General features: G+C 36.2%; 20 protein-coding genes. 12 read left to right on the top strand and 8 right to left on the bottom strand.

Annotated features, from left to right (window positions below; translation table 11 throughout):
- The first annotated feature begins 60 nt into the window (after positions 1-60).
- From D2K62_RS16120 to D2K62_RS16090, 7 genes are all read left to right on the top strand, one after another.
- On the top strand, positions 61-672 hold the full coding sequence (locus D2K62_RS16120) for a carotenoid biosynthesis protein (RefSeq protein ID WP_157967397.1): 612 nt from the start codon (positions 61-63) through the stop codon (positions 670-672).
- A complete protein-coding gene (locus D2K62_RS16115) occupies positions 650-1,399 on the top strand; it encodes a lysophospholipid acyltransferase family protein (protein ID WP_117161756.1) in 750 nt (249 codons plus the stop codon). The genes D2K62_RS16120 and D2K62_RS16115 overlap by 23 nt, the downstream gene beginning before the upstream one ends.
- Positions 1,381-2,490 (top strand): glycosyltransferase family 2 protein, encoded by a 1,110-nt coding sequence (locus D2K62_RS16110; protein ID WP_117161755.1) that lies wholly within the window; start codon positions 1,381-1,383, stop codon positions 2,488-2,490. Before D2K62_RS16115 ends, D2K62_RS16110 begins: the two co-directional genes overlap by 19 nt.
- Positions 2,487-3,959 (top strand): phytoene desaturase family protein, encoded by a 1,473-nt coding sequence (locus tag D2K62_RS16105; RefSeq protein WP_117161754.1) that lies wholly within the window; start codon positions 2,487-2,489, stop codon positions 3,957-3,959. The genes D2K62_RS16110 and D2K62_RS16105 overlap by 4 nt, the downstream gene beginning before the upstream one ends.
- A 15-nt stretch (positions 3,960-3,974) precedes the next feature.
- Positions 3,975-5,003 carry a type 2 isopentenyl-diphosphate Delta-isomerase gene (fni, locus tag D2K62_RS16100; RefSeq protein ID WP_112179505.1) on the top strand — a complete coding sequence of 343 codons (1,029 nt, stop codon included), beginning with the start codon at positions 3,975-3,977 and terminating at the stop codon, positions 5,001-5,003.
- Positions 5,004-5,085: 82 nt separating this feature from the next.
- A complete protein-coding gene (locus D2K62_RS16095) occupies positions 5,086-5,628 on the top strand; it encodes a hypothetical protein (RefSeq protein WP_112179507.1) in 543 nt (180 codons plus the stop codon).
- A 2-nt stretch (positions 5,629-5,630) separates the two neighbouring features.
- Positions 5,631-6,617, top strand: coding sequence for an NAD(P)/FAD-dependent oxidoreductase (locus D2K62_RS16090; protein ID WP_157967897.1), 987 nt, complete (start codon positions 5,631-5,633; stop codon positions 6,615-6,617).
- 101 nt (positions 6,618-6,718) lie between these two features.
- Here the strand turns inward: D2K62_RS16090 and D2K62_RS16085 are convergent, their stop codons facing one another.
- Entirely contained in the window at positions 6,719-7,264 is a 546-nt protein-coding gene (locus tag D2K62_RS16085; protein ID WP_112179511.1) for a M15 family metallopeptidase, read from the bottom strand.
- Between the two features lie 150 nt (positions 7,265-7,414).
- Here D2K62_RS16085 and ilvD point away from each other — a divergent pair, with 150 nt between their 5' ends.
- Positions 7,415-9,097: a dihydroxy-acid dehydratase gene (gene ilvD / locus D2K62_RS16080; protein WP_117161753.1), complete on the top strand. Its 1,683-nt coding sequence runs from the start codon at positions 7,415-7,417 to the stop codon at positions 9,095-9,097.
- Between the two features lie 126 nt (positions 9,098-9,223).
- Here the strand turns inward: ilvD and D2K62_RS16075 are convergent, their stop codons facing one another.
- Positions 9,224-10,336 carry an NAD(P)/FAD-dependent oxidoreductase gene (locus tag D2K62_RS16075; protein WP_112179515.1) on the bottom strand — a complete coding sequence of 371 codons (1,113 nt, stop codon included), beginning with the start codon at positions 10,334-10,336 and terminating at the stop codon, positions 9,224-9,226.
- Positions 10,337-10,577: 241 nt separating this feature from the next.
- Here D2K62_RS16075 and D2K62_RS16070 point away from each other — a divergent pair, with 241 nt between their 5' ends.
- From D2K62_RS16070 to D2K62_RS16055, 4 genes are all read left to right on the top strand, one after another.
- Complete coding sequence (locus D2K62_RS16070) at positions 10,578-11,585, top strand: ABC transporter substrate-binding protein (RefSeq protein WP_117161752.1); 1,008 nt, start codon at positions 10,578-10,580, stop codon at positions 11,583-11,585.
- 96 nt (positions 11,586-11,681) lie between these two features.
- A complete protein-coding gene (locus D2K62_RS16065; RefSeq protein ID WP_112179520.1) occupies positions 11,682-12,668 on the top strand; it encodes an ABC transporter permease in 987 nt (328 codons plus the stop codon).
- A 1-nt stretch (position 12,669) separates the two neighbouring features.
- Positions 12,670-13,464: an ABC transporter ATP-binding protein gene (locus D2K62_RS16060; protein ID WP_117149510.1), complete on the top strand. Its 795-nt coding sequence runs from the start codon at positions 12,670-12,672 to the stop codon at positions 13,462-13,464.
- A 150-nt stretch (positions 13,465-13,614) separates the two neighbouring features.
- Positions 13,615-14,805, top strand: a complete 1,191-nt coding sequence (locus tag D2K62_RS16055; RefSeq protein ID WP_117149513.1) for an aminotransferase-like domain-containing protein — start codon at positions 13,615-13,617, stop codon at positions 14,803-14,805.
- 35 nt (positions 14,806-14,840) lie between these two features.
- Here D2K62_RS16055 and D2K62_RS16050 read toward each other — a convergent pair whose 3' ends face one another.
- The 6 genes from D2K62_RS16050 to D2K62_RS16025 form a co-directional block, all read right to left on the bottom strand.
- Entirely contained in the window at positions 14,841-15,275 is a 435-nt protein-coding gene (locus tag D2K62_RS16050; RefSeq protein WP_332871759.1) for a YueI family protein, read from the bottom strand.
- Positions 15,276-15,390: 115 nt separating this feature from the next.
- Complete coding sequence (locus tag D2K62_RS16045) at positions 15,391-15,777, bottom strand: ectoine synthase (RefSeq protein ID WP_112179524.1); 387 nt, start codon at positions 15,775-15,777, stop codon at positions 15,391-15,393.
- A gap of 30 nt (positions 15,778-15,807) precedes the next feature.
- The gene (gene ectB, locus D2K62_RS16040) at positions 15,808-17,067 is read right to left on the bottom strand and encodes a diaminobutyrate--2-oxoglutarate transaminase (protein WP_369974657.1); all 1,260 of its coding nucleotides are present in this window, start codon (positions 17,065-17,067) and stop codon (positions 15,808-15,810) included.
- Positions 17,068-17,135: 68 nt separating this feature from the next.
- Positions 17,136-17,651: a diaminobutyrate acetyltransferase gene (ectA, locus tag D2K62_RS16035; RefSeq protein ID WP_112182615.1), complete on the bottom strand. Its 516-nt coding sequence runs from the start codon at positions 17,649-17,651 to the stop codon at positions 17,136-17,138.
- A 243-nt stretch (positions 17,652-17,894) separates the two neighbouring features.
- Entirely contained in the window at positions 17,895-18,041 is a 147-nt protein-coding gene (locus tag D2K62_RS16030; RefSeq protein WP_112179529.1) for a YfhD family protein, read from the bottom strand.
- Positions 18,042-18,107: 66 nt separating this feature from the next.
- A complete protein-coding gene (locus D2K62_RS16025; RefSeq protein ID WP_112179531.1) occupies positions 18,108-18,713 on the bottom strand; it encodes a DNA-3-methyladenine glycosylase in 606 nt (201 codons plus the stop codon).
- Positions 18,714-18,769 lie beyond the last annotated feature (56 nt).

Here is an 18,769-nt window from a genome sequence, read left to right as displayed (position 1 = left end):
ATTCTACAATTGTTCTGGTATGTACCTACTAGTCTAGCATTCTCTAAAGCGCTTTTTCTTGTGTTTTATGCACTATGTTTAATTGAAATTTTTGGGCGAATATTTAATAGTTGGAAAATATTCTATGTAGGTGTCGGAGTCATCGCCCTGATAACTTTTGGTATTGAAGCAATTAGCGTTGCAACTGGTTATCCATTTGGTTCATATAATTATACTAATACGCTAGGCCATCTCATAGCGGGTGTCCCGTTTACGATAGCAATTGCTTGGGTGGGTGTCATTTTAAATAGTATGCTATTATCAAATCAAAAGTCGAAAACGAAGCGTGCAGTGGAAACTGGGGTTTGGGTAGTTGTACTTGACCTTATTTTAGATCCAGTCGCAGAAAAGTTAATTTTTTGGGAGTGGCATGGTACCGGAGCCTATTTCGGTATTCCACTATCAAACTTTATTACATGGTTTATTCTTTCAGCATTACTAACATATATTTTCCCATTATATAAGATTAACAAATCGATACATCGAAAAGGCGCACTTGTTTTTCAGTTAATGCTTTTCTTCTTTGGGATGCTTGGTTTTAAAACAGGCTTAGTAGCAATTGGGTGTTTGAGTATGCTGTTCATAATTCTGGTAGAAAGTAGGTACCGATATGATTACCGCGAAAAAAAGTAAATGTTTTTCGCAATTATTTTATTTTTATTTAAATAACTATTTATTAAAACGACACTTTCAATCTATTGTGGTCGAAGGCGAAGTGGATCCACTGCATAAGGGACCTGTTATTTATATAGCAAATCATAGCTCTTGGTGGGATGGATTATTGCTCTTTTACATGACACATCAGCAATCTAAACGTCACCATTATATTATGATGGACGAAGTTGGTTTGAATAAATATCCGTTCTTTCGCAAAATAGGTGCATTTTCTATTAACCGTGATCAACCAAAAGAAGTGGTTAAGTCTTTACGGTATAGTGAACAACTAATTAAACAAGGAAATTCGTTATGGCTTTTTCCACAAGGAGAAATTCAAAATCAGGAAATACGACCACTTCAATTTAAAACAGGTATTGGTTATCTATTAGAGCGCTTTGAACAAGTGACTATTAAGCCTGTAACTTTTTATTATGCTTTCGGAGAAGCGCAAAAACCAATTGTTTCTATTCGAATTGGCAATCCGTTTTTAGTAGAGGGTACGAGTAAAAGTCGAAAACGCTGGACCTCTTATACGCAAAGACTTATAGAAAAACAGGCAGATGCACAGAGGAAAGAAGTTATTACAAATCTTCATTTTGATCATTTGCCAAGACAGTATCAATTGATGAAGCAGAGTAAGTCGACAAGCGACCGTTTTGATAACTGGAAAGAAGGGGTACGTAAGTGGACACCATTCTCCTAATCGTTATAGCTCTTTTATCTTATCAATTGTTGTTCGTGTTGTGGAATCTTGCAACGTTTCCTTCTCTGAAAAAATCCGTTAAAGAAAGATATGCATCAACACGTCTTTCTGTATTGATTCCAGCGCGGAATGAAGAAAGAAATATCAAGGATTGCTTGAATTCTGTATTGAAACAAACGCATTTACCTGATGAAATACTTGTATTAAATGATCATTCTACAGATCAAACAAAAGCTATTTTAGAACAAATTATGATAAAACAATCCCGTGTCAAGGTAGTAGAAGGTGTTGCGTTACCGCTTGGATGGATGGGTAAATCTTTTGCATGTCAACAATTAGCTGATCATGCAAAAGGAGACTGGTTAGTGTTTCTTGATGCGGATGCTCGATTAGAAAAGGATGCATTAGAGAAATTACTCCCTTTGGTAGATAAGCAACAAACTGGAATAATTTCCGGTTTTCCTAGACAAATTTTAGGTACATGGATGGAAAAACTAGTTGTTACAATGATGCAGTTTGTGATCATTTCTCATCTTCCGATACGATATGTGCAAAAGGCGAAAAGTTCTCTATTTGCTGCAGCGCACGGCGCATTTATTTTAGTCAATAAAGAAAGTTATCAAAAAGTTGGCGGACATGAAGCGATTAAAAGTAGTATGTTAGATGATATGCAATTAATGAAACGATTTAAATTGTTTGGTTATCCTGCAACTTTAGTGAAGATTGATCAAGTGGTCAATATGCGTATGTATAGGAATGCGAAAGAAGTTTGGCAGGGTTATCAAAAAAACTTATTTGCCGGACTAAACCGAAATGTTTTTTTATTTGTCATTATTTTTAGTTATTACACTTTTTTATACATATTACTGTGGGTAACCTTGTTATTTGGAGGAAGTTTTATATATGTTTGTGTGGCTTATGGGTTAGCTGTAATAACAAAGATAGTAATCGATTTATCCAATCAAGCATTGACCTTGGCTAGTTTCTTGCTCCCAGTTAGTGTAATACTGATGTTAGCGATTGCGACAGATTCTCTACGAATAAGTTACTTAAGAAGAGGATATGTCTGGAAGGGAAGGCGTTATCTGTGAAAAGAGTAGTAGTTATTGGAGCGGGTCTAGGTGGCTTAACTAGTGCAATTCGATTGGCTTATCATGGATTTTCAGTTACAGTAGTAGAAAAAGAAGCATCTGTCGGTGGGAAATTGCAACAGGTAGATACAGGCGAATACCAATTCGATTTGGGTCCAAGTACAATTACCATGCAACATGTGTTTGAAGAGGTTTTTACAGCATGCGATAGGCGGATAGAAGATTATGTGACATTTTACCCCATTAAAGCAGGGACACGGAATTTTTTTACTGATGGTAACATCGTTGATTTTAGTACAGATGTGGATCATGTAGAAGAACAAATTGCAAGATTTAGTCCACATGATGCGGCAAATTATCGACGTTTTTTACAAGAGAGCTCGAAGTTTTATCAGATTGCTGAGCGGCAATTTTTTAGTCAACTCATGTACAGTTGGAAAGTAAAGTTATCTTCTGCCTTGCTTGTAGATTTTATGAAAATAAAACCATTTACTACATATCAAAAATTTCTTCGACAATTTTTTGAACATCCAAATACATTAGCGATGTTCGGTCGATATGCGACTTATGTTGGTTCTTCCCCATATCAAGCGCCAGCTATTTTTGGAATGATGGCGCACTTAGAAGGAAATCAGGGTATATATGGAATTAAGGGTGGGACATATGAAATTGTGTCAGCTTTTGAGAGACTTGCATTAGAGTTAGGTGTTACAATTAGAAAGAACACAACGGTGAAGAAAATATTGCTAGACAAGAAAAGAGCAGTAGGTGTACAAACGGACTCAGAAGACTTTTTTGCGGATGAGGTTATTGCAAATGTTGATGCATTAACCGTCTATCAGAATTGGTTAAAAGAGCACCCTATGCATAAAAAGATTGCAAAAAAAGAACCTTCTTTATCTGGGTTTACGATGCTCTTAGGCATTGATCAACAGTACAAACAATTGCGACACCATAATGTTTTCTTTCCGAAAGTGTATAAAGATGAATTTGATTCAATCTTTACGAAGAAGAAAATGGCAGATGATGCAGCAATTTATATTTGTAATTCAAGTTACTCTGAGCCGGTACGATCTAAAGAAGGTGGTAGTAATTTATTTATTCTTGTAAATGCACCAAGCTTATCGGAAGTGGAGTCTTGGAAACTTGATGAGAAATATAAAGTGCGAGAACGTATTTTGGAACAGTTAGAAGCTTATGGATTAAACCATCTTGGTAACTCCATTAAGTATGAAGAAATCATGACGCCAGCTGATATTCAGGCGCGAACAGGAGCGCATCAAGGTACGATTTACGGGATGTCTTCAAACCAATTTAATCAAGCATTCTTTAGAGTTCCGAACAAAGATATGTCTATCGAACATCTATATTTTGTCGGAGGTTCAACTCATCCTGGTGGTGGCACGCCAATGGTAACGATCTCAGGTTCTTTAGTAGCAGAAGATATAATAAGTCATTCAACAACATAAAGGAGTTCATTTAATATGACAGATTCAATTAATAAACGAAAAGCAGAACATATAAAACTTTGTCTTACCGATCAAGTAACAGGAAATAATATTAAAACAGGGATGGAATCTGTTCGATTAGTACATAATGCATTGCCAGAAATCGATTTTGAGAAGGTTTCTCTTGCGACTTCTTTCTTAGGATATGAACGTAGTGCGCCATTTTTAATAAGCTCAATGACTGGTGGAGCTGAAATGGCAGAAACAATAAACCGTAATTTAGCTATTGCTGCAGAAGAAAAAGGCTGGACATTTGCGTTGGGTTCAACCCGTGCACTTGTTGAAAATAAAGAATATCGTCCTTCTTTCCAAATTAGAAAATATGCTCCGACAGTTCCAATCATAGCTAACTTAGGCGCTGTTCAGTTAAATTATGGATTTGGTGTAGATAAGTGCCGACAAATTATTGATATTACCGAGGCAAATGCGCTTGTATTGCATTTGAATGCAATTCAAGAAGTTATTCAGACTGGTGGGGATACTAACTTCTCGTCATTGTTAGGTAAAATTGAACAACTTTGTAAAGAACTCGATGTACCGGTTGGTATTAAAGAGGTTGGCTGGGGTATTGATGGTGCAACAGCAAAGAAACTACGAGATGTGGGAATAGCGTTTATTGATGTCGCAGGGGCAGGCGGAACATCTTGGAGTCAAGTTGAGAAATTAAGATCTAAAGATAAAGTTAAAAAGGAAGCAGCAGAAGCTTTTGTAGATTGGGGAATTCCTACAGTTGAAAGTATTGTTTCTGTTCGTGAACATGTGAAGGATATTCCTATTATTGCTAGTGGTGGCATGAAGACTGGTTTAGATGCTGCTAAAGCAATTGCAATTGGCTCTGATATGGTTGGTTTTGCACGTTCGATTTTACGTGAAGCAACAGAATCAGTGGAGCAATTAATTGAATTGATGGAGACGCGAGAACTTGAGTTACAAATGGCAATGTTCGCACTAGGTGTAAGCTCAATTGATGAATTGAAAACAACTGATCGTGTCATTATCGGATAATAATTAAGAGTTCATGGACGAAACTTAAATTTCATTTTAAAAAGTGTCATTAAGTTTGGTCCTATAGAAAGGAGTCCTTCCTATGCGAACAGCTTTTCACAAAATATTTTGGGGATTTCTTTTGGCAGTAATCGAAATTCATATTTATGTAATTGATATCTTACCAGAACCTGTCGGCTATTTTTTGATTGCTGGAGGACTTATTTGGTTTAAAGAGACATATAAAGAGGCGAAATATGCACATCAGCTTGCAATGATACTGGTAGTTATTTCGATTCCATCTGTTTTCATTCAACAACAACCAATTGATCAAATAACAACGTTTGGATCAATATGGGGAGCATATGGTTTATTAATTCAAATTGTCAATCTTATTCTTGTTTATTTTGTTTTCCGTTTATTGGTAGCAATTGCTATTCAAAAGAGTGCCAATGAATTAGCTCGCGGTACAACAATTTTATTTAAAGTCTACATGGTGGTTATGTTACTTGCATTTATATTGCCGTTATTCTCAGTGAATTCACAATTTATAGTTTCAATAGCTGCATATGCGGTGTTAGGTGGGTTAGTAGTAGAAGTGGTGTTTTTAATATGGTTACGTAAATTTGCTAATCTGGAGGAATGATAATGGAACGATTCGATGTTACCATTATTGGGGGTGGTACTACTGGTATGTATGCAACCTTTTATAGTGGTTTACGTGAGTTGAAAACAAAACTAGTAGAAGCAAGTTCTGGCTTTGGTGGAAAAGTAGCTCTATTTTATCCAGATAAATATATCTATGATATTGGTGGGATCCCAGGAGTTTCAGGTGATGAAATCGTTGAACAAACGCTAAAACAAGCCGATACATATAAACCAACTATTATACAAAACGAGTGGATTGAGCATGTCGTAAAACAATCAGATGGAACTTTTCTTTTAATAGGAACAAGCGGTAAGAAACATCTATCGAAAACAATTATATTAGCGACGGGTAATGGTAGATTTACGAATGTTGCGCCAGCACTTCTAGATCCGATAAAGGATCAAAATGTTACGGCATTGGTCAAGGAATTGGAACAATACAAGGATAAAAACGTTGCAATATTTTCGAATAATAAAACAGGTATTGATTGGGCGCTTGAATTAAGTGATGTAGCCAAACAGGTTTATTTATTCAATGACAAAGTGAATTTTCAAAAAGCAAAGCAATCGGATATTGCGCATTTAGAAAACTCAAATGTAAGAGTGTCTACAGAGGTAACGATAGAAGAGGTTGTCCGTGAGCAAAGCATCGTAAAAGAATTGATAGTCAGTGACAAGGATAGCGTTCGAAAACACATAACAATTGATGCAATCCTGTTGAATAATGGTTTGAATTTACAGGCTGTACCTTTTGAAAAGTGGGGATTAGAAACAGATAAAGGGAGAATTGTCGCTGATACTAGAATGGCAACAAATGTGGAAGGGGTTTTTGTTTCTGGTGATGCAGCATCTTATCCAGGTAAAACAATGCTAATTGCATCAGGCTATACAGAAGCAATGACCGCAGTTAACAGTGCTAAAAAATATCTTGATCCTAAATCAAGTGAGCAAGTATATAGTACGGTGATTTATCGGGATAAGAAATAATTGTGATTACTAAACTATATATATTGAATAAACGAAAAAGTACTATTACGGATTAAACCATAATAGTACTTCCTTTATAACGGAGTAGTAATCGTATTAATCTACTCAACATCCGGCCTTTTCCCTTTTTGCAGATCTCTTATGCTTAGGCCAAAATCCATTTGTAGATGTGGATTATCCTGAAAATTAGCCCAATCGCCGCCCCAAGAAAACCCAAGCTCTTTAGCGATTGCTACCACTTCTGACCAATCAGACTGGCCATTCTCATTACCATCATATTCTAAGTCCCAAATAATATCACCGTTTGTTAATTCAAGTGCAAAATCAATTGCTAAACCATAATTGTGATATGACTGACCACCTTCTGCATTTGTAACAATCGATCCGTCGTCTGTTCGCCCTTGTGCATATAAGTTGTCCTGTTCATCTTGAGAACGAAATCCTGCTGTTATAACAATTGTAATTCCCTTTTCAGCCGCTTGCTCGATCAATCTGTTTTTCTTCTCCTCTACAATAGGATGTAATGCAGTAGGCATTGGTTGATTAGCCAGTTCTTTTTTTTGTTCCATATAATAATAAACGGATAATCCGATTAAAAATAATACTAGTAATAATGTAGCTTGCTTAATTAAACGTTCAAGTTTCATTTTATCCCCCAAAAATAACAATATATCTGGAGTATACCATATGAAAGTAGTTCATTAATTAGACAAAAATATTTTCTGAAAATAACAAAAATATTGAAATGCAAATCAAAAGCCTTTATAGTATATAGAAAGGGAATTGGAGGTAGAGCAATGTCTAAAGATTTACGTATTAAAAGTAATGTATTTGATGATCCAAAACGTGCACCAAATAGAGCAATGTTACGAGCTGTAGGTGTTACAGATGAAGATTTCAAAAAGCCTATGATTGGTATTGCAAGCACATGGAGTGAGGTTACACCTTGTAATATCCATTTACATGATTTGGCTATGAAAGCTAAAAAGGGTGCGAGAAAAGCAGGGGGCGTTCCACTTATCTTTAATACCATAACGGTATCAGATGGTATTTCAATGGGTACAGGTGGCATGCTTTATTCGTTACCAAGTCGAGATGTTATCGCGGATTCAATTGAAACGGTTGTTGGGGCCGAAAATTTAGATGCTTATGTCGCAATTGGCGGCTGTGATAAAAATATTCCAGGCTGTATGATTGCAATTTCCCGTTCTGATGTTCCAGCAGTATTTGTTTATGGTGGTACAATTGCTCCAGGATACCGAAACGGAGAAAAGCTTGATGTTGTTTCTGTATTTGAAGGTGTAGGTAAGCATAACAACGGCGATATCTCGGATGAGGAATTACATGGGATTGAATGTAATGCGTGTCCTGGTGCAGGATCTTGTGGTGGTATGTATACGGCAAACACAATGGCTGCTGCTGTTGAAGCACTTGGAATGAGTTTACCGGGAAGCTCTTCGAATCCTGCTGAATCAAGAGACAAGCATAAAGATACGGAGCAAGCTGGAGAAGCGGTATACAAATTATTAGAACTAAGTATTTATCCAAAAGATATAATGACAAAAGAAGCATTTGAAAATGCAATTACTGTTGTTATGGCACTTGGTGGCTCTACTAATGCGGTCTTGCACTTATTAGCAATGGCACACGCAACAGAAATTGATTTATCTATGGATGACTTTGATCGCATTCAGCAAAAAGTTCCACATCTAGCAGACTTAAAGCCAAGTGGTAAATATGTTATGGAAGATTTGTATAAAGTTGGCGGTGTACAAGCTGTTATGAAGATGCTTTATAATAATGGTTATTTACATGGTGACTGTTTAACGGTAACTGGCAAGACGCTTGCAGAGAACCTTGCTGAAGCACCAGATTTAGCTGAAGGACAGAAAGTTATTTTACCAATTGAAAAGCCTTATCGCACAACAGGACCACTTGTTATCTTAAAAGGGAATTTGGCTCCTAGTGGCGCTATTGCTAAAGTTTCTGGTGTTAAAGTTAAACGACATACAGGACCTGCTCGTGTGTTTGATAATGAAGCAGAAGCGACAGAAGCTGTTATGCATAACATTATTAATGATGGTGATGTACTTGTTATTCGTAATGTGGGACCTAAAGGTGGACCAGGAATGCCAGAAATGTTATCTATTTCTGCAATTTTAGTTGGTAAAGGAATGGGTGAAAAAGTCGCATTGTTAACGGATGGTCGCTTTTCTGGTGGAACACATGGTCTAGTAGTTGGACACATTGCACCTGAAGCACAATCTGGAGGACCAATTGCCTTTCTACAAGAGGGTGATCTTGTAACAATTGATTCCGATTTAAAAGAAATCTTTATGGATGTCGAAGAAAGTGAGATTGAAAAACGAAAACAAGCATGGACTGCACCACCGCTTTATAAGAAAGGTGTACTCGGTAAGTATGCACATAATGTTTCCTGCTCTTCAAAAGGTGCAGTGACAGATGATTTTCAAGATTAAAAAAATACCCTCAATGCATGATTGCCTTGAGGGTATTCTTTTTTTTAGACATAAAGTGAATGGAATACAAGCGATGTAACAGACACCTTTCAAATCATAGAATAATGTCGTGTACACTATAGGTTATTACTTAATTGCACCGCTAACAGGATAATCATCTATATTAATTTCCATTTCTTCGCCTAAAACTAACTTAGCTAATTGCTGGCCTAGAAAAGGTCCGGTTGTTAACCCAGAAGAACCAAGCCCATTCGCAATATAAATATTTTCAAAATTAGGTAACGAACCAACAACAGGTAGATAACCAGGTGTGCTTGGTCTAAAACCAACCCGTGTTTCTAAGACTGAACTTTGTGCTAGACCAGGTGCGATACGAAGTGCCTTGTCGATGATTTCTTGCATACCGATTGGGGTGATATCGTTATTAAAACCAAGTCCATTTTCATGTGTTGCGCCCGCAATAACGCGTTGATCATCATAAGCTACTAAATAATGATCACTTGGTGGCATAACAACAGGCCAGTTACTTGTATTTGCTTCGGGTAAATGTAAATGCATAATTTGCGCTTTTTGAGACTCGACTAAAAATTCAATATCAAGTGGACGGAGCATTTCATTTGTCCAAACACCTGCAGTGATAATAATTTTATCTGCACAAAATGCTTTTTCTTTTACTCCTACTGTTACCTCATTATTATTTACGTTTAGATGAGCTTCTTCTGCAATGAATTTCGCACCATGTCTAATGGCGGCGTTCAGAAGTGCGTCTCGCATTTTCTGTCCATTAACACGAGCTGCACCACTTACATGAATGGAACCAAATTCCTTGGCTAACGGAGGGAACAAAGCTTTTGTTTCTTCGGGAGATAGTTTTTTGACTTCACCAATTTCTGGAGCATCAACACGCCTTGCTAATGCACGTTCTAAAATTGCCTCTAGTTTATCAGGTTCTTGACGAATGCATATCGCTCCAACTTTTTTATAACCTGTGTCGGTTTCGCCGTCATCTTGTAATTTATTAAGAAGTTTAGGATAATAACGAGCACCACCTTTTGCCAATGCATACCATGCCTTATTTCTGCGTTGTGAAAGCCAAGGGCAAACGATTCCTGCAGCAGCTTCAGTTGCTTGACCAAGATGTTTTTTATCAATAATGGTTACATTTTCTCCGTGCTTTGCTAAATGATAGGCAGTAGACGCACCCAAAATTCCAGCACCTATTACAATATATGTTGACAATATAGCCTACTCCTTTTTAAACAGTATTATTATGTCATTATTTTGCTAGATATAAATAAAAATAGCAAGTAAACCAATCAATCAAATTTTACAATATTCATAATTAAAATCATAATTCTAGAAGGGGTAGATAACTTTCTGAATAAACATGTATTCTCATCTATAATTATGTGATATAATAATCCGCATAAATTCAGAAAATTGAAATCAGTACAGATAGATTAATAAGGGGGCATAATACATGCATAAAAAGTTTTGGATTAGTTTAGTAGCAATTATAAGTATTATAGTTTTAGCGGCATGTGGTAATAACGATAGCGAAGATACAGATTCTGGTTCTGATGATGGCTCGGAAACATATACAATTGGAGCATCACAATTTGTCGAGCACCCCTCTTTAGATGCTGCATATGAAGGGTTTAAAGAAGCGATTGCAGATGCAGGATTAGATGTAGAGTTTGACTTACAAAGCGCACAAGCAGATCAAAATAACACAAGCACAATTGCTCAAGGATTTGTTGCAGATAATGTGGATCTGATTTTTGCTAATGCTACGCCAAGTGCACAAGCGGCATTACAAGCAACTAAAGATATTCCGATCCTGTTTACTTCAGTGACAGATGCAGTTGAAGCTGGTTTGGTAGAAAGTATGGATCAACCAGGTGAAAATATTACTGGTGTTATGGATTTACATCCTGATGCAATTAGCAATACGATAGAATTTATTGCTACCTATTTTGAAGGATCAACAGTAGGTGTTGTGTATAACGCTGGAGAGCAAAACTCCGTGTCTCAAATTGATGCGGTTAAAGAAGCAATCGATGGAACGAGTCTTAGTTTAACAGAAAGAACTGTTTCTACTTCAGCTGAAGTACAACAGGCAGCTACTTCATTAGTAGGGGATGCAGATGTTATATATATTGTGACAGACAATACAGTTGTAAGTGCGTTAGAAGCGGTTGTTGGAGTGGCAAATGAACAAGATATTCCGTTAATTGTTGGTGAACCAGATTCGCTGGAACGTGGTGGATTTGCAACATATGGAATCGATTACCACACAATTGGATACCGAACAGGTGAGATGGCAGTAGACATTTTAACTGGTGAGCAAACAACTGCAGATATACCAGTAGAGTATCCGTCTAGCATGCAATTATTTATTAATAAAGGTGCTGCAGAGGAACAGGGTATTGAGTGGAATGATGATTGGGATGTAGATGCGGAATTTAAAGAGACTGTAGAAGAATAAAAGGTTGTTAATAGAGAATATAAAAGATAAACCGACTCTTATCCTATTTTGTTTACTAGTCGGTTTTCTTTTTTAGTTAGATAGGAGCGTATTAAGATGTTAATATCAATGTTTGGAGCGGTTGAATCAGGCGTTATTTATGCGATAATGGCTTTAGGTGTCTATTTATCATTTCGTATATTAGATTTCCCAGATTTAACAGTGGATGGTAGTTTCGTAACAGGTGCAGCAATTGCAGCAATTTCAATTGTAAATGGTGTACCAACAATTATAGCAACGCTTCTAGCAGTGTTAGCGGGTTTTATTGCTGGTAGTATTACAGGAATATTAAATACTAAAGGTAAAATCAATCCGCTTTTATCAGGTATCTTGATGATGATTGCATTATACTCGATTAATCTGCGTATCATGGGGCGACCTAATTTGCCACTATTAAATGAGCCAACTATATTTAAACAATTACAAGAATTATGGGCATCAACAGGAATTGATCAAGCTTTAAATGCTTTTCTTACTTCAATAGGAGCAGAACGACTACCAACCACTTGGTCAATCGTTATTATTATGGTTGTGGTTACAGCAATTATTAAACTTATAACAGATTATTTTTTAAAAACCGAAATTGGCTTAGCATTACGTGCTACCGGTGATAATGAAAAGATGATTCGCAGTTTTTCAGCAAATACAGATAACTTAACAATTGTAGGACTAGGAATTTCTAATGCATTAGTCGCTCTTTCTGGTGCATTGATTGCGCAATATCAGGGATTTGCTGACGCTGGTATGGGAATTGGTATGATTGTTATCGGTTTAGCCTCTGTCATTATTGGTGAAGCTTTATTTGGGACAAAAACAATCATGCGTACGACATTAGCTGTTATTGGTGGAGCAATTGTATATCGCATTGTTGTAACTTTTGCTCTCCGTTTAGATTTCTTAGACACTGGGGATATGAAGTTAATTACGTCACTTATGGTGATTATAGCATTAGTCGTTCCGAAGATAATTGATAGACAAAAAGAAGCTAATCGAAAGAAAAGAAAAAGGCAAGAATTACAGGCGCGTTTGAAAGGAGAGGTATAATATGTTAGATATAAAAGATATCTCATTAACCTTCAATGAGGCCACTCCAGATGAAAAAAAGGCATTGCAAGGTGTGAACTTAACATTAGAAAAAGGCGATTTCATTACAGTTATTGGTAGTAATGGAGCAGGGAAATCCACTTTAATGAATGTGATATCAGGAAGTTTGATACCAGATGTTGGGGACGTAAAGATTGATCAACATAATGTGACGATACTACCTGAATTTAAACGATCTCAATACATTGGACGTGTTTTTCAAGATCCAATGGCTGGAACGGCACCGGATATGACGATAGAGGAAAATTTAGCAATGGCTTATGCACGAAACAAAAAAAGAAAATTAAAACCAGGTGTATCCAAAAAACGTAAAGTGTTATTTCGTGAGTATTTAGAAACATTAAATATTGGTCTAGAAGATCGTCTAAATGCGAAAGTAGGTTTGTTGTCAGGTGGAGAAAGACAAGCGCTTTCCTTACTTATGGCAACTTTCACTGAGCCTAACATCTTACTATTAGATGAACATACGGCGGCGTTGGATCCTTCACGTGCGGAATTAATAACGAATTTAACACATGATGTTGTTGAAAAGTTTCATTTAACGACGTTAATGGTAACACATAATATGCAACAAGCATTAGATCTTGGTAATCGATTAATAATGATGGATAAAGGTCAGATTATTTTTGATGTAGCAGGAGAAGAAAAACAAAATTTAACAATTGAAAAACTATTATATGAATTTAAACGTATTCGTGGAACGCAGATGGACAATGATCGGGCCATATTAGGATAGGAAAGAACAAGGAAGTGCGCTAGTTTAAGCTAGTGCACTTTTTAAATTGTACTAATCCTTGAAAACAGAACTAAAAGTGTTATAATTATAAAACACAAATGAAGTCTGACTTTTCTAAATTGTTTAATAAATGAAGGTGGGAGAGCAATGATGAAATATGGTTTTTCACATCGTGTACGTTATTTAAGGTCTTCAGCAGTTCGTGATATTCTGAAAGTCGTAAATAAAGGGGATGTGATTTCTTTTGCAGGGGGATTACCAGATGAAGGTTTATTTCCAGTCGAGGCGATGCAACAAGCTTTTACTAAGGCGCTAACATCGGGTAATAAAGCACTACAATATGGTGAAACAGAAGGGCTATTAGCATTAAGAGAAAGGTTAGTAGAAAGAATGAAGTGTAAAGGTATATCGCGACGACCAGAGGATATTTTGGTTACGTCTGGTTCACAACAAGCAATTGATCTGTTTGCTCGTATTATGTTTAATCCAGGTGATATAGTTCTAACGGAAAATCCGACATACTTAGCTGCTTTGCAAGTATTCTCTTCTTATGAAACAAATGTTGTAGCAGTTGATTCAGATCATGATGGTATGCTCGAAACAGACTTAGAGGAAAAGATTAAAACGCTAAAACCTAAATGTATTTATGTTGTGCCAACTTATTCAAATCCAGGTGGAAAAGTATGGTCGTTAGATCGACGAAAAAAATTATTGAGTCTAGCTAAAAAGTACCATGTTGTTATTTTAGAGGATGATCCTTATGGTGATATTCAATTCGAAAAGAAAGAAACACCGCCATCTTTAGCTTCAATGGATCAAAATAAGTATGTACTTTATACAAGTACATTTTCTAAAACCGTTGCACCAGCACTTAGGATTGGTTGGATTGTTGGGCCTCATCAAATCATACGGCTAATGGCACAAGCTAAACAAGCAACCGATCTTCACACAAATTCTATTAGTCAACATGCACTTGTTCATTTGATAGATGATTTTGATATTGATGGACATATTCAACGGATAAGAGATACCTACTATGAACGGATGCTTATCATGAAGAATTTACTTGATCAAGTAGAATTAGAAGGAATGTCTTATACAGAGCCTAAAGGTGGCATGTTTATGTGGGTAAATATGCCGAAACATATTAATACAACAAAGTTATTAGAAACGGCTGTCAGTAAAGGGGTTGCATTTGTACCCGGTGCACCGTTCTACGTTTCAAATCCAGAAGAAAATACAATGCGTTTAAATTTTACGAATGCCAATCCAGAAAGTATTAAGATAGGAATGGAAAGACTAGTTTCAGTAATCGAAGAGACAAAACTTCAGCTCACCTAAAAAAGAAGCCGGCTATGTGTAAAAGCTGGCTTCTTTTATTGATTATATCCAAAAAGTCGTTTCCAGAAGGACGGCTTTTTCTTTTGCTCTGATTCTAATTCTTCTTCCTCTTGTAAATAAATATCTTCTTTATCAATAGCGTAATCATACGTTAATACAAGACCGAAATCCGATTCAGCATCTCTATTATTAACAGTGGTATAGAGGACTTTATGTTTTGTTGCTAATTGGCGATAAGGCTTAAAAAACCCAAATGAAATATTTCCGTTCAACAAAATAGTAGTCGTAGGGTTTTCTTTTATCAGTTGTTCTAATTCTTTTATTCCTTTAGCTTTCATTACTTGCCCTTTTGTAAGTACGAAAACAACTCTTTCACGAAGTGTACCTAAAAAAACCTTTCGTTCAGCAGGGTTAATCTCTTTCGCACCGTAGATACCGTCTTGCAAATAATCTTCTACATCTTTTTTCAAAATTGCACACTCCTTTGGAAAGTAATCAAGCCTTATTATATATGATTTATGTTTCTTTGTAATCTTATACAACTAATTAAATGAAAAAAACCCCCGTAATGGAGGTTCTTTCTAATTAATCTTCGTCTACTGGATAGACGCCGTTCTCATCATGTACTTCATTACCTGAAAGGGCAGGATTGAAAACACAAACCATTCGCATATCAGTTTTTGCACGTAAAAGGTGTTCGTCGTTTTTATCTAGTGCATAAAGTTGATCTTTTTTAATAGGCCACACTTTGTTGTCACTAATTGTTACAACTTCTCCTTCTCCTTCTATACAGTAAACAGACTCTAGATGATTTTGATACCAAATATGCGTTTCTGTACCAGCTTTAATAATGGTGTCATTTACGGAATAACCCATTCCATCACTTTTATTAATTAAACGACGACTAATCCAATTGCCACCGTCTACTTCATGTTTTGTGCCTAATACTTCTTCTAAAGATACAACTTTCATAAAAAAATTCCTCCTGTTGATTATCCTAGTCTAATTAGTAACTGGTTTTTTTACGACTGATTTAATACTTGCTTCAAGTATTTCTAAGCCTTTATTTAATCCCTCATCATCAATGTTTAAGGCAGGGAATAATTTAAATACTTCATCATTTGGGCCAGATGTTTCCATTATAAGACCAAGTTCGAATGCTTTTGCAGCAATCTTATTAGAAAGACCTTCAACTTCTGAAGCAACACCAACCATAAAGCCACGACCACGTACTTCACCTTTAAGTTCCGGATATTTTTCGACCATTGTTTCTAAGAAATCAATGATTGTCTGTGATTTTACTTTTACATTATTCTCTAGTGCATCGTCTCTCCAGTAATCAAGTGCGGCAGTTGCAGTAACAAATGCATGATTATTACCACGGAATGTTCCATTATGCTCACCTGGTGCAAACTTATCTATCTCTGGTTGAACTAATGTCACTGCGAATGGTAAACCATAACCGCTAAGTGATTTAGATAGACAAACGATATCTGGTTTAATGCCTGCTGGTTCAAAACTAAAGAACGTACCAGTGCGACCGACACCTGCTTGGACATCATCAACAATTAGCAAAATGCCCCAACGCTTACATACTGTTTCTATTTTCTTCAACCATTCAAAGCTTGCAGCGTTAATGCCACCTTCACCTTGAACAGTTTCTAAAATAATAGCCGCTGGAATCGCAACGCCACTACCACTATCTTCTAAAAAGCGTTCTAGATATTCAATTGAATGATCATCATCGACATAATTATCATAAGGCATTGTTACAACATTTTGTAATGGGATACCAGCTCCCTTACGCTTCATGGAGTTACCGGTCACAGATAATGATCCAATTGTCATACCGTGAAAACCATTCGTGAAACTAATAATATCTGTTCTACCTGTTACTTTACGCGCTAATTTTAATGCGCTCTCTACTGTGTTTGTACCAGTTGGTCCAGGGAACATAATTTTATAATCAAGATCACGTGGTTTTAAAATAACATCACGGAAAGTTTCTAAAAAATCTACTTTTGCTGTAGAAGCCATATCAAGTGAGTGTGTAATTCCATCACTCTCTATATATTCTATTAGTTTTTTCTTCATTTTATCGTTATTATGACCATAGTTAAGAGCACCGGCACCAGAGAAGAAATCAATGTACTCTTTCCCTTGTTTATCCCACATTTTGTATCCTTTTGTCTTGGTGAAAATGGTTGGAAAACTTCGCACATAACTACGTACCTCAGATTCTAAATCATCAAAAATTTTCATATCTTCACTCACAGATTTGCCTCCTTGTATTTGCTATCCTAAAAGTATTTTCTAAATATTTAATCTATTTAAGTTTCTATTGGACCTACTCGGAAGTTTAGTTCTTCCTCATGCGAGTCATTTGGAAATAGTTCTTGTTTAAAAAACTCACTTACTTCACACTTTGTATTATACTGGCGAGCTAATTTTTTAAATAATGCTTGTGATGCTTTGTTTGATGGGGTTACAGTTGCTTCAACAAAACGGACTTCTTTACATGCGTCTCGTTTAAATAATTCATTTAATAATTTAGATGCAACTCCCTTACCTCTTTGAGATGAATCCACACCTACTTGCCATATGAATACAACATCTGATCTTTCTGGGGGTATAAATGCAGTAACGAATCCCACTAGTTTATCAGCTTCTTTTGCAACAACACATGTTTCAGCAAAATACTCACACATCATTATATATTTGTAAGCAGAATTTTGATCTAAAGTTGATTGATTGACTAACTCCCACATCGCTGCGCCGTCTTCCACTGTTGGTTTTTCTAACCTAATAATATCATTTGGAGCAGTTGTGATTTGACTGTTAATGATAACTAACCCCTTTCTTAATTCAAATTGAATTCTAGCCGTATCGTGTCCATATATTATATTAAGGGCAAATAGAAGTAATGGCAAATAAGGTATAGCGTGATTAATTGGCTCTAATCACGATTACAGTTGATTAGATGTATGAGAGTTGCTTAACTTTAAGAATGCTACCGAATTGTTAGTAATTCTAACAATTCGACCATATTTGCTATTATTTACCTAAAAGAAAAACAAGCGCTAGGCTTTCTAGCGCTTGTTTTTCTTTTTCTCAGCACGTTCGTCTGCTTCTTGCATCCGATTCATTGCTTCCATATCGTCTTTATCAGCTAGTTCTCTTGAAAATTCTACATCTTCATTTTTGGCAATGTTGTTTGTGTTCGTTTTTTTATTCACTTCGTATGTTCCTTTCTTACTTCAAGTTCATTTTAGTTTGAGAAAAAAACGGATAAATATGCATGTTTACCTGGAAACAAATGAATTTCCCTTAATCCAAAAACGCCAAGGATAATTTGTTGCGTCGCCAGCATTATCAATCCCAATTCTGGGGCCAGTTTGAATAGATGATACTGATGTATGAGGTCTAGCGATCCAAAGAGGAGAGTGATTTAGTTGATGTCCATAATCATCCATAGTTATAGATAAAGCTTTGGTTAATTTTCCGGGACCATTAGTTAATTGTTTGTCTTTTGTTATTTTAGGTCTTCTTGTCCTCATTAACTCAAGGTTAAAAGTGGGTTCTACAGCACGAATTAATACAGCTTCTGGTTGATTAACCTTGCCACTTACTACATTAAATAAAGAATGTGTGTGCATGCTATACATGTATGTTGTTCCAGGTTTCGAAAACATTGCTTCTGTTCGTTTTGTTCTTCGATTTAAATAGCTATGGGAAGCTTGATCATCTGGACCGATATAAGCTTCTGTTTCAACAATAATACCGGCAGCATTACCTTCAGTTGTTTCTTTTACTAAGACACAACCAAGTAGTTTTTTTGCTAATTCTAAGGTAGGTTGTTGATAAAATAAATTGGGCAAAGATTTCAGTTCAGATAGGTTAGTTAACATAGATTTTACTCCTTTGCTATTTTTTTATCCTGGTGAATCAGGGAATGGAGTTGTGC

Source organism: Paraliobacillus sp. X-1268, from assembly GCF_003426095.1.
GTDB classification, from domain to species: domain Bacteria; phylum Bacillota; class Bacilli; order Bacillales; family Amphibacillaceae; genus Paraliobacillus_A; species Paraliobacillus_A zengyii.
The sequence above is the reverse complement of the archived record's forward strand: the minus strand, read 5'-3'. Positions and strand labels throughout refer to the sequence as shown.

Bases quoted from the DNA above. Each gene is read 5' to 3' on its own strand.
- fni (WP_112179505.1), top strand. From the start codon at position 3,975: ATGACAGATTCAATTAATAAACGAAAAGCAGAACATATAAAACTTTGT.
- ilvD (WP_117161753.1), top strand. From the start codon at position 7,415: ATGTCTAAAGATTTACGTATTAAAAGTAATGTATTTGATGATCCAAAA.
- ectB (WP_369974657.1), bottom strand. From the start codon at position 17,067: ATGAAAATTTTTGATGATTTAGAATCTGAGGTACGTAGTTATGTGCGA.
- D2K62_RS16065 (WP_112179520.1), top strand. From the start codon at position 11,682: ATGTTAATATCAATGTTTGGAGCGGTTGAATCAGGCGTTATTTATGCG.
- D2K62_RS16085 (WP_112179511.1), bottom strand. From the start codon at position 7,264: ATGAAACTTGAACGTTTAATTAAGCAAGCTACATTATTACTAGTATTA.
- D2K62_RS16045 (WP_112179524.1), bottom strand. From the start codon at position 15,777: ATGAAAGTTGTATCTTTAGAAGAAGTATTAGGCACAAAACATGAAGTA.
- D2K62_RS16115 (WP_117161756.1), top strand. From the start codon at position 650: ATGATTACCGCGAAAAAAAGTAAATGTTTTTCGCAATTATTTTATTTT.
- D2K62_RS16095 (WP_112179507.1), top strand. From the start codon at position 5,086: ATGCGAACAGCTTTTCACAAAATATTTTGGGGATTTCTTTTGGCAGTA.
- D2K62_RS16025 (WP_112179531.1), bottom strand. From the start codon at position 18,713: ATGTTAACTAACCTATCTGAACTGAAATCTTTGCCCAATTTATTTTAT.
- D2K62_RS16090 (WP_157967897.1), top strand. From the start codon at position 5,631: ATGGAACGATTCGATGTTACCATTATTGGGGGTGGTACTACTGGTATG.
- D2K62_RS16055 (WP_117149513.1), top strand. From the start codon at position 13,615: ATGAAATATGGTTTTTCACATCGTGTACGTTATTTAAGGTCTTCAGCA.
- D2K62_RS16070 (WP_117161752.1), top strand. From the start codon at position 10,578: ATGCATAAAAAGTTTTGGATTAGTTTAGTAGCAATTATAAGTATTATA.
- D2K62_RS16060 (WP_117149510.1), top strand. From the start codon at position 12,670: ATGTTAGATATAAAAGATATCTCATTAACCTTCAATGAGGCCACTCCA.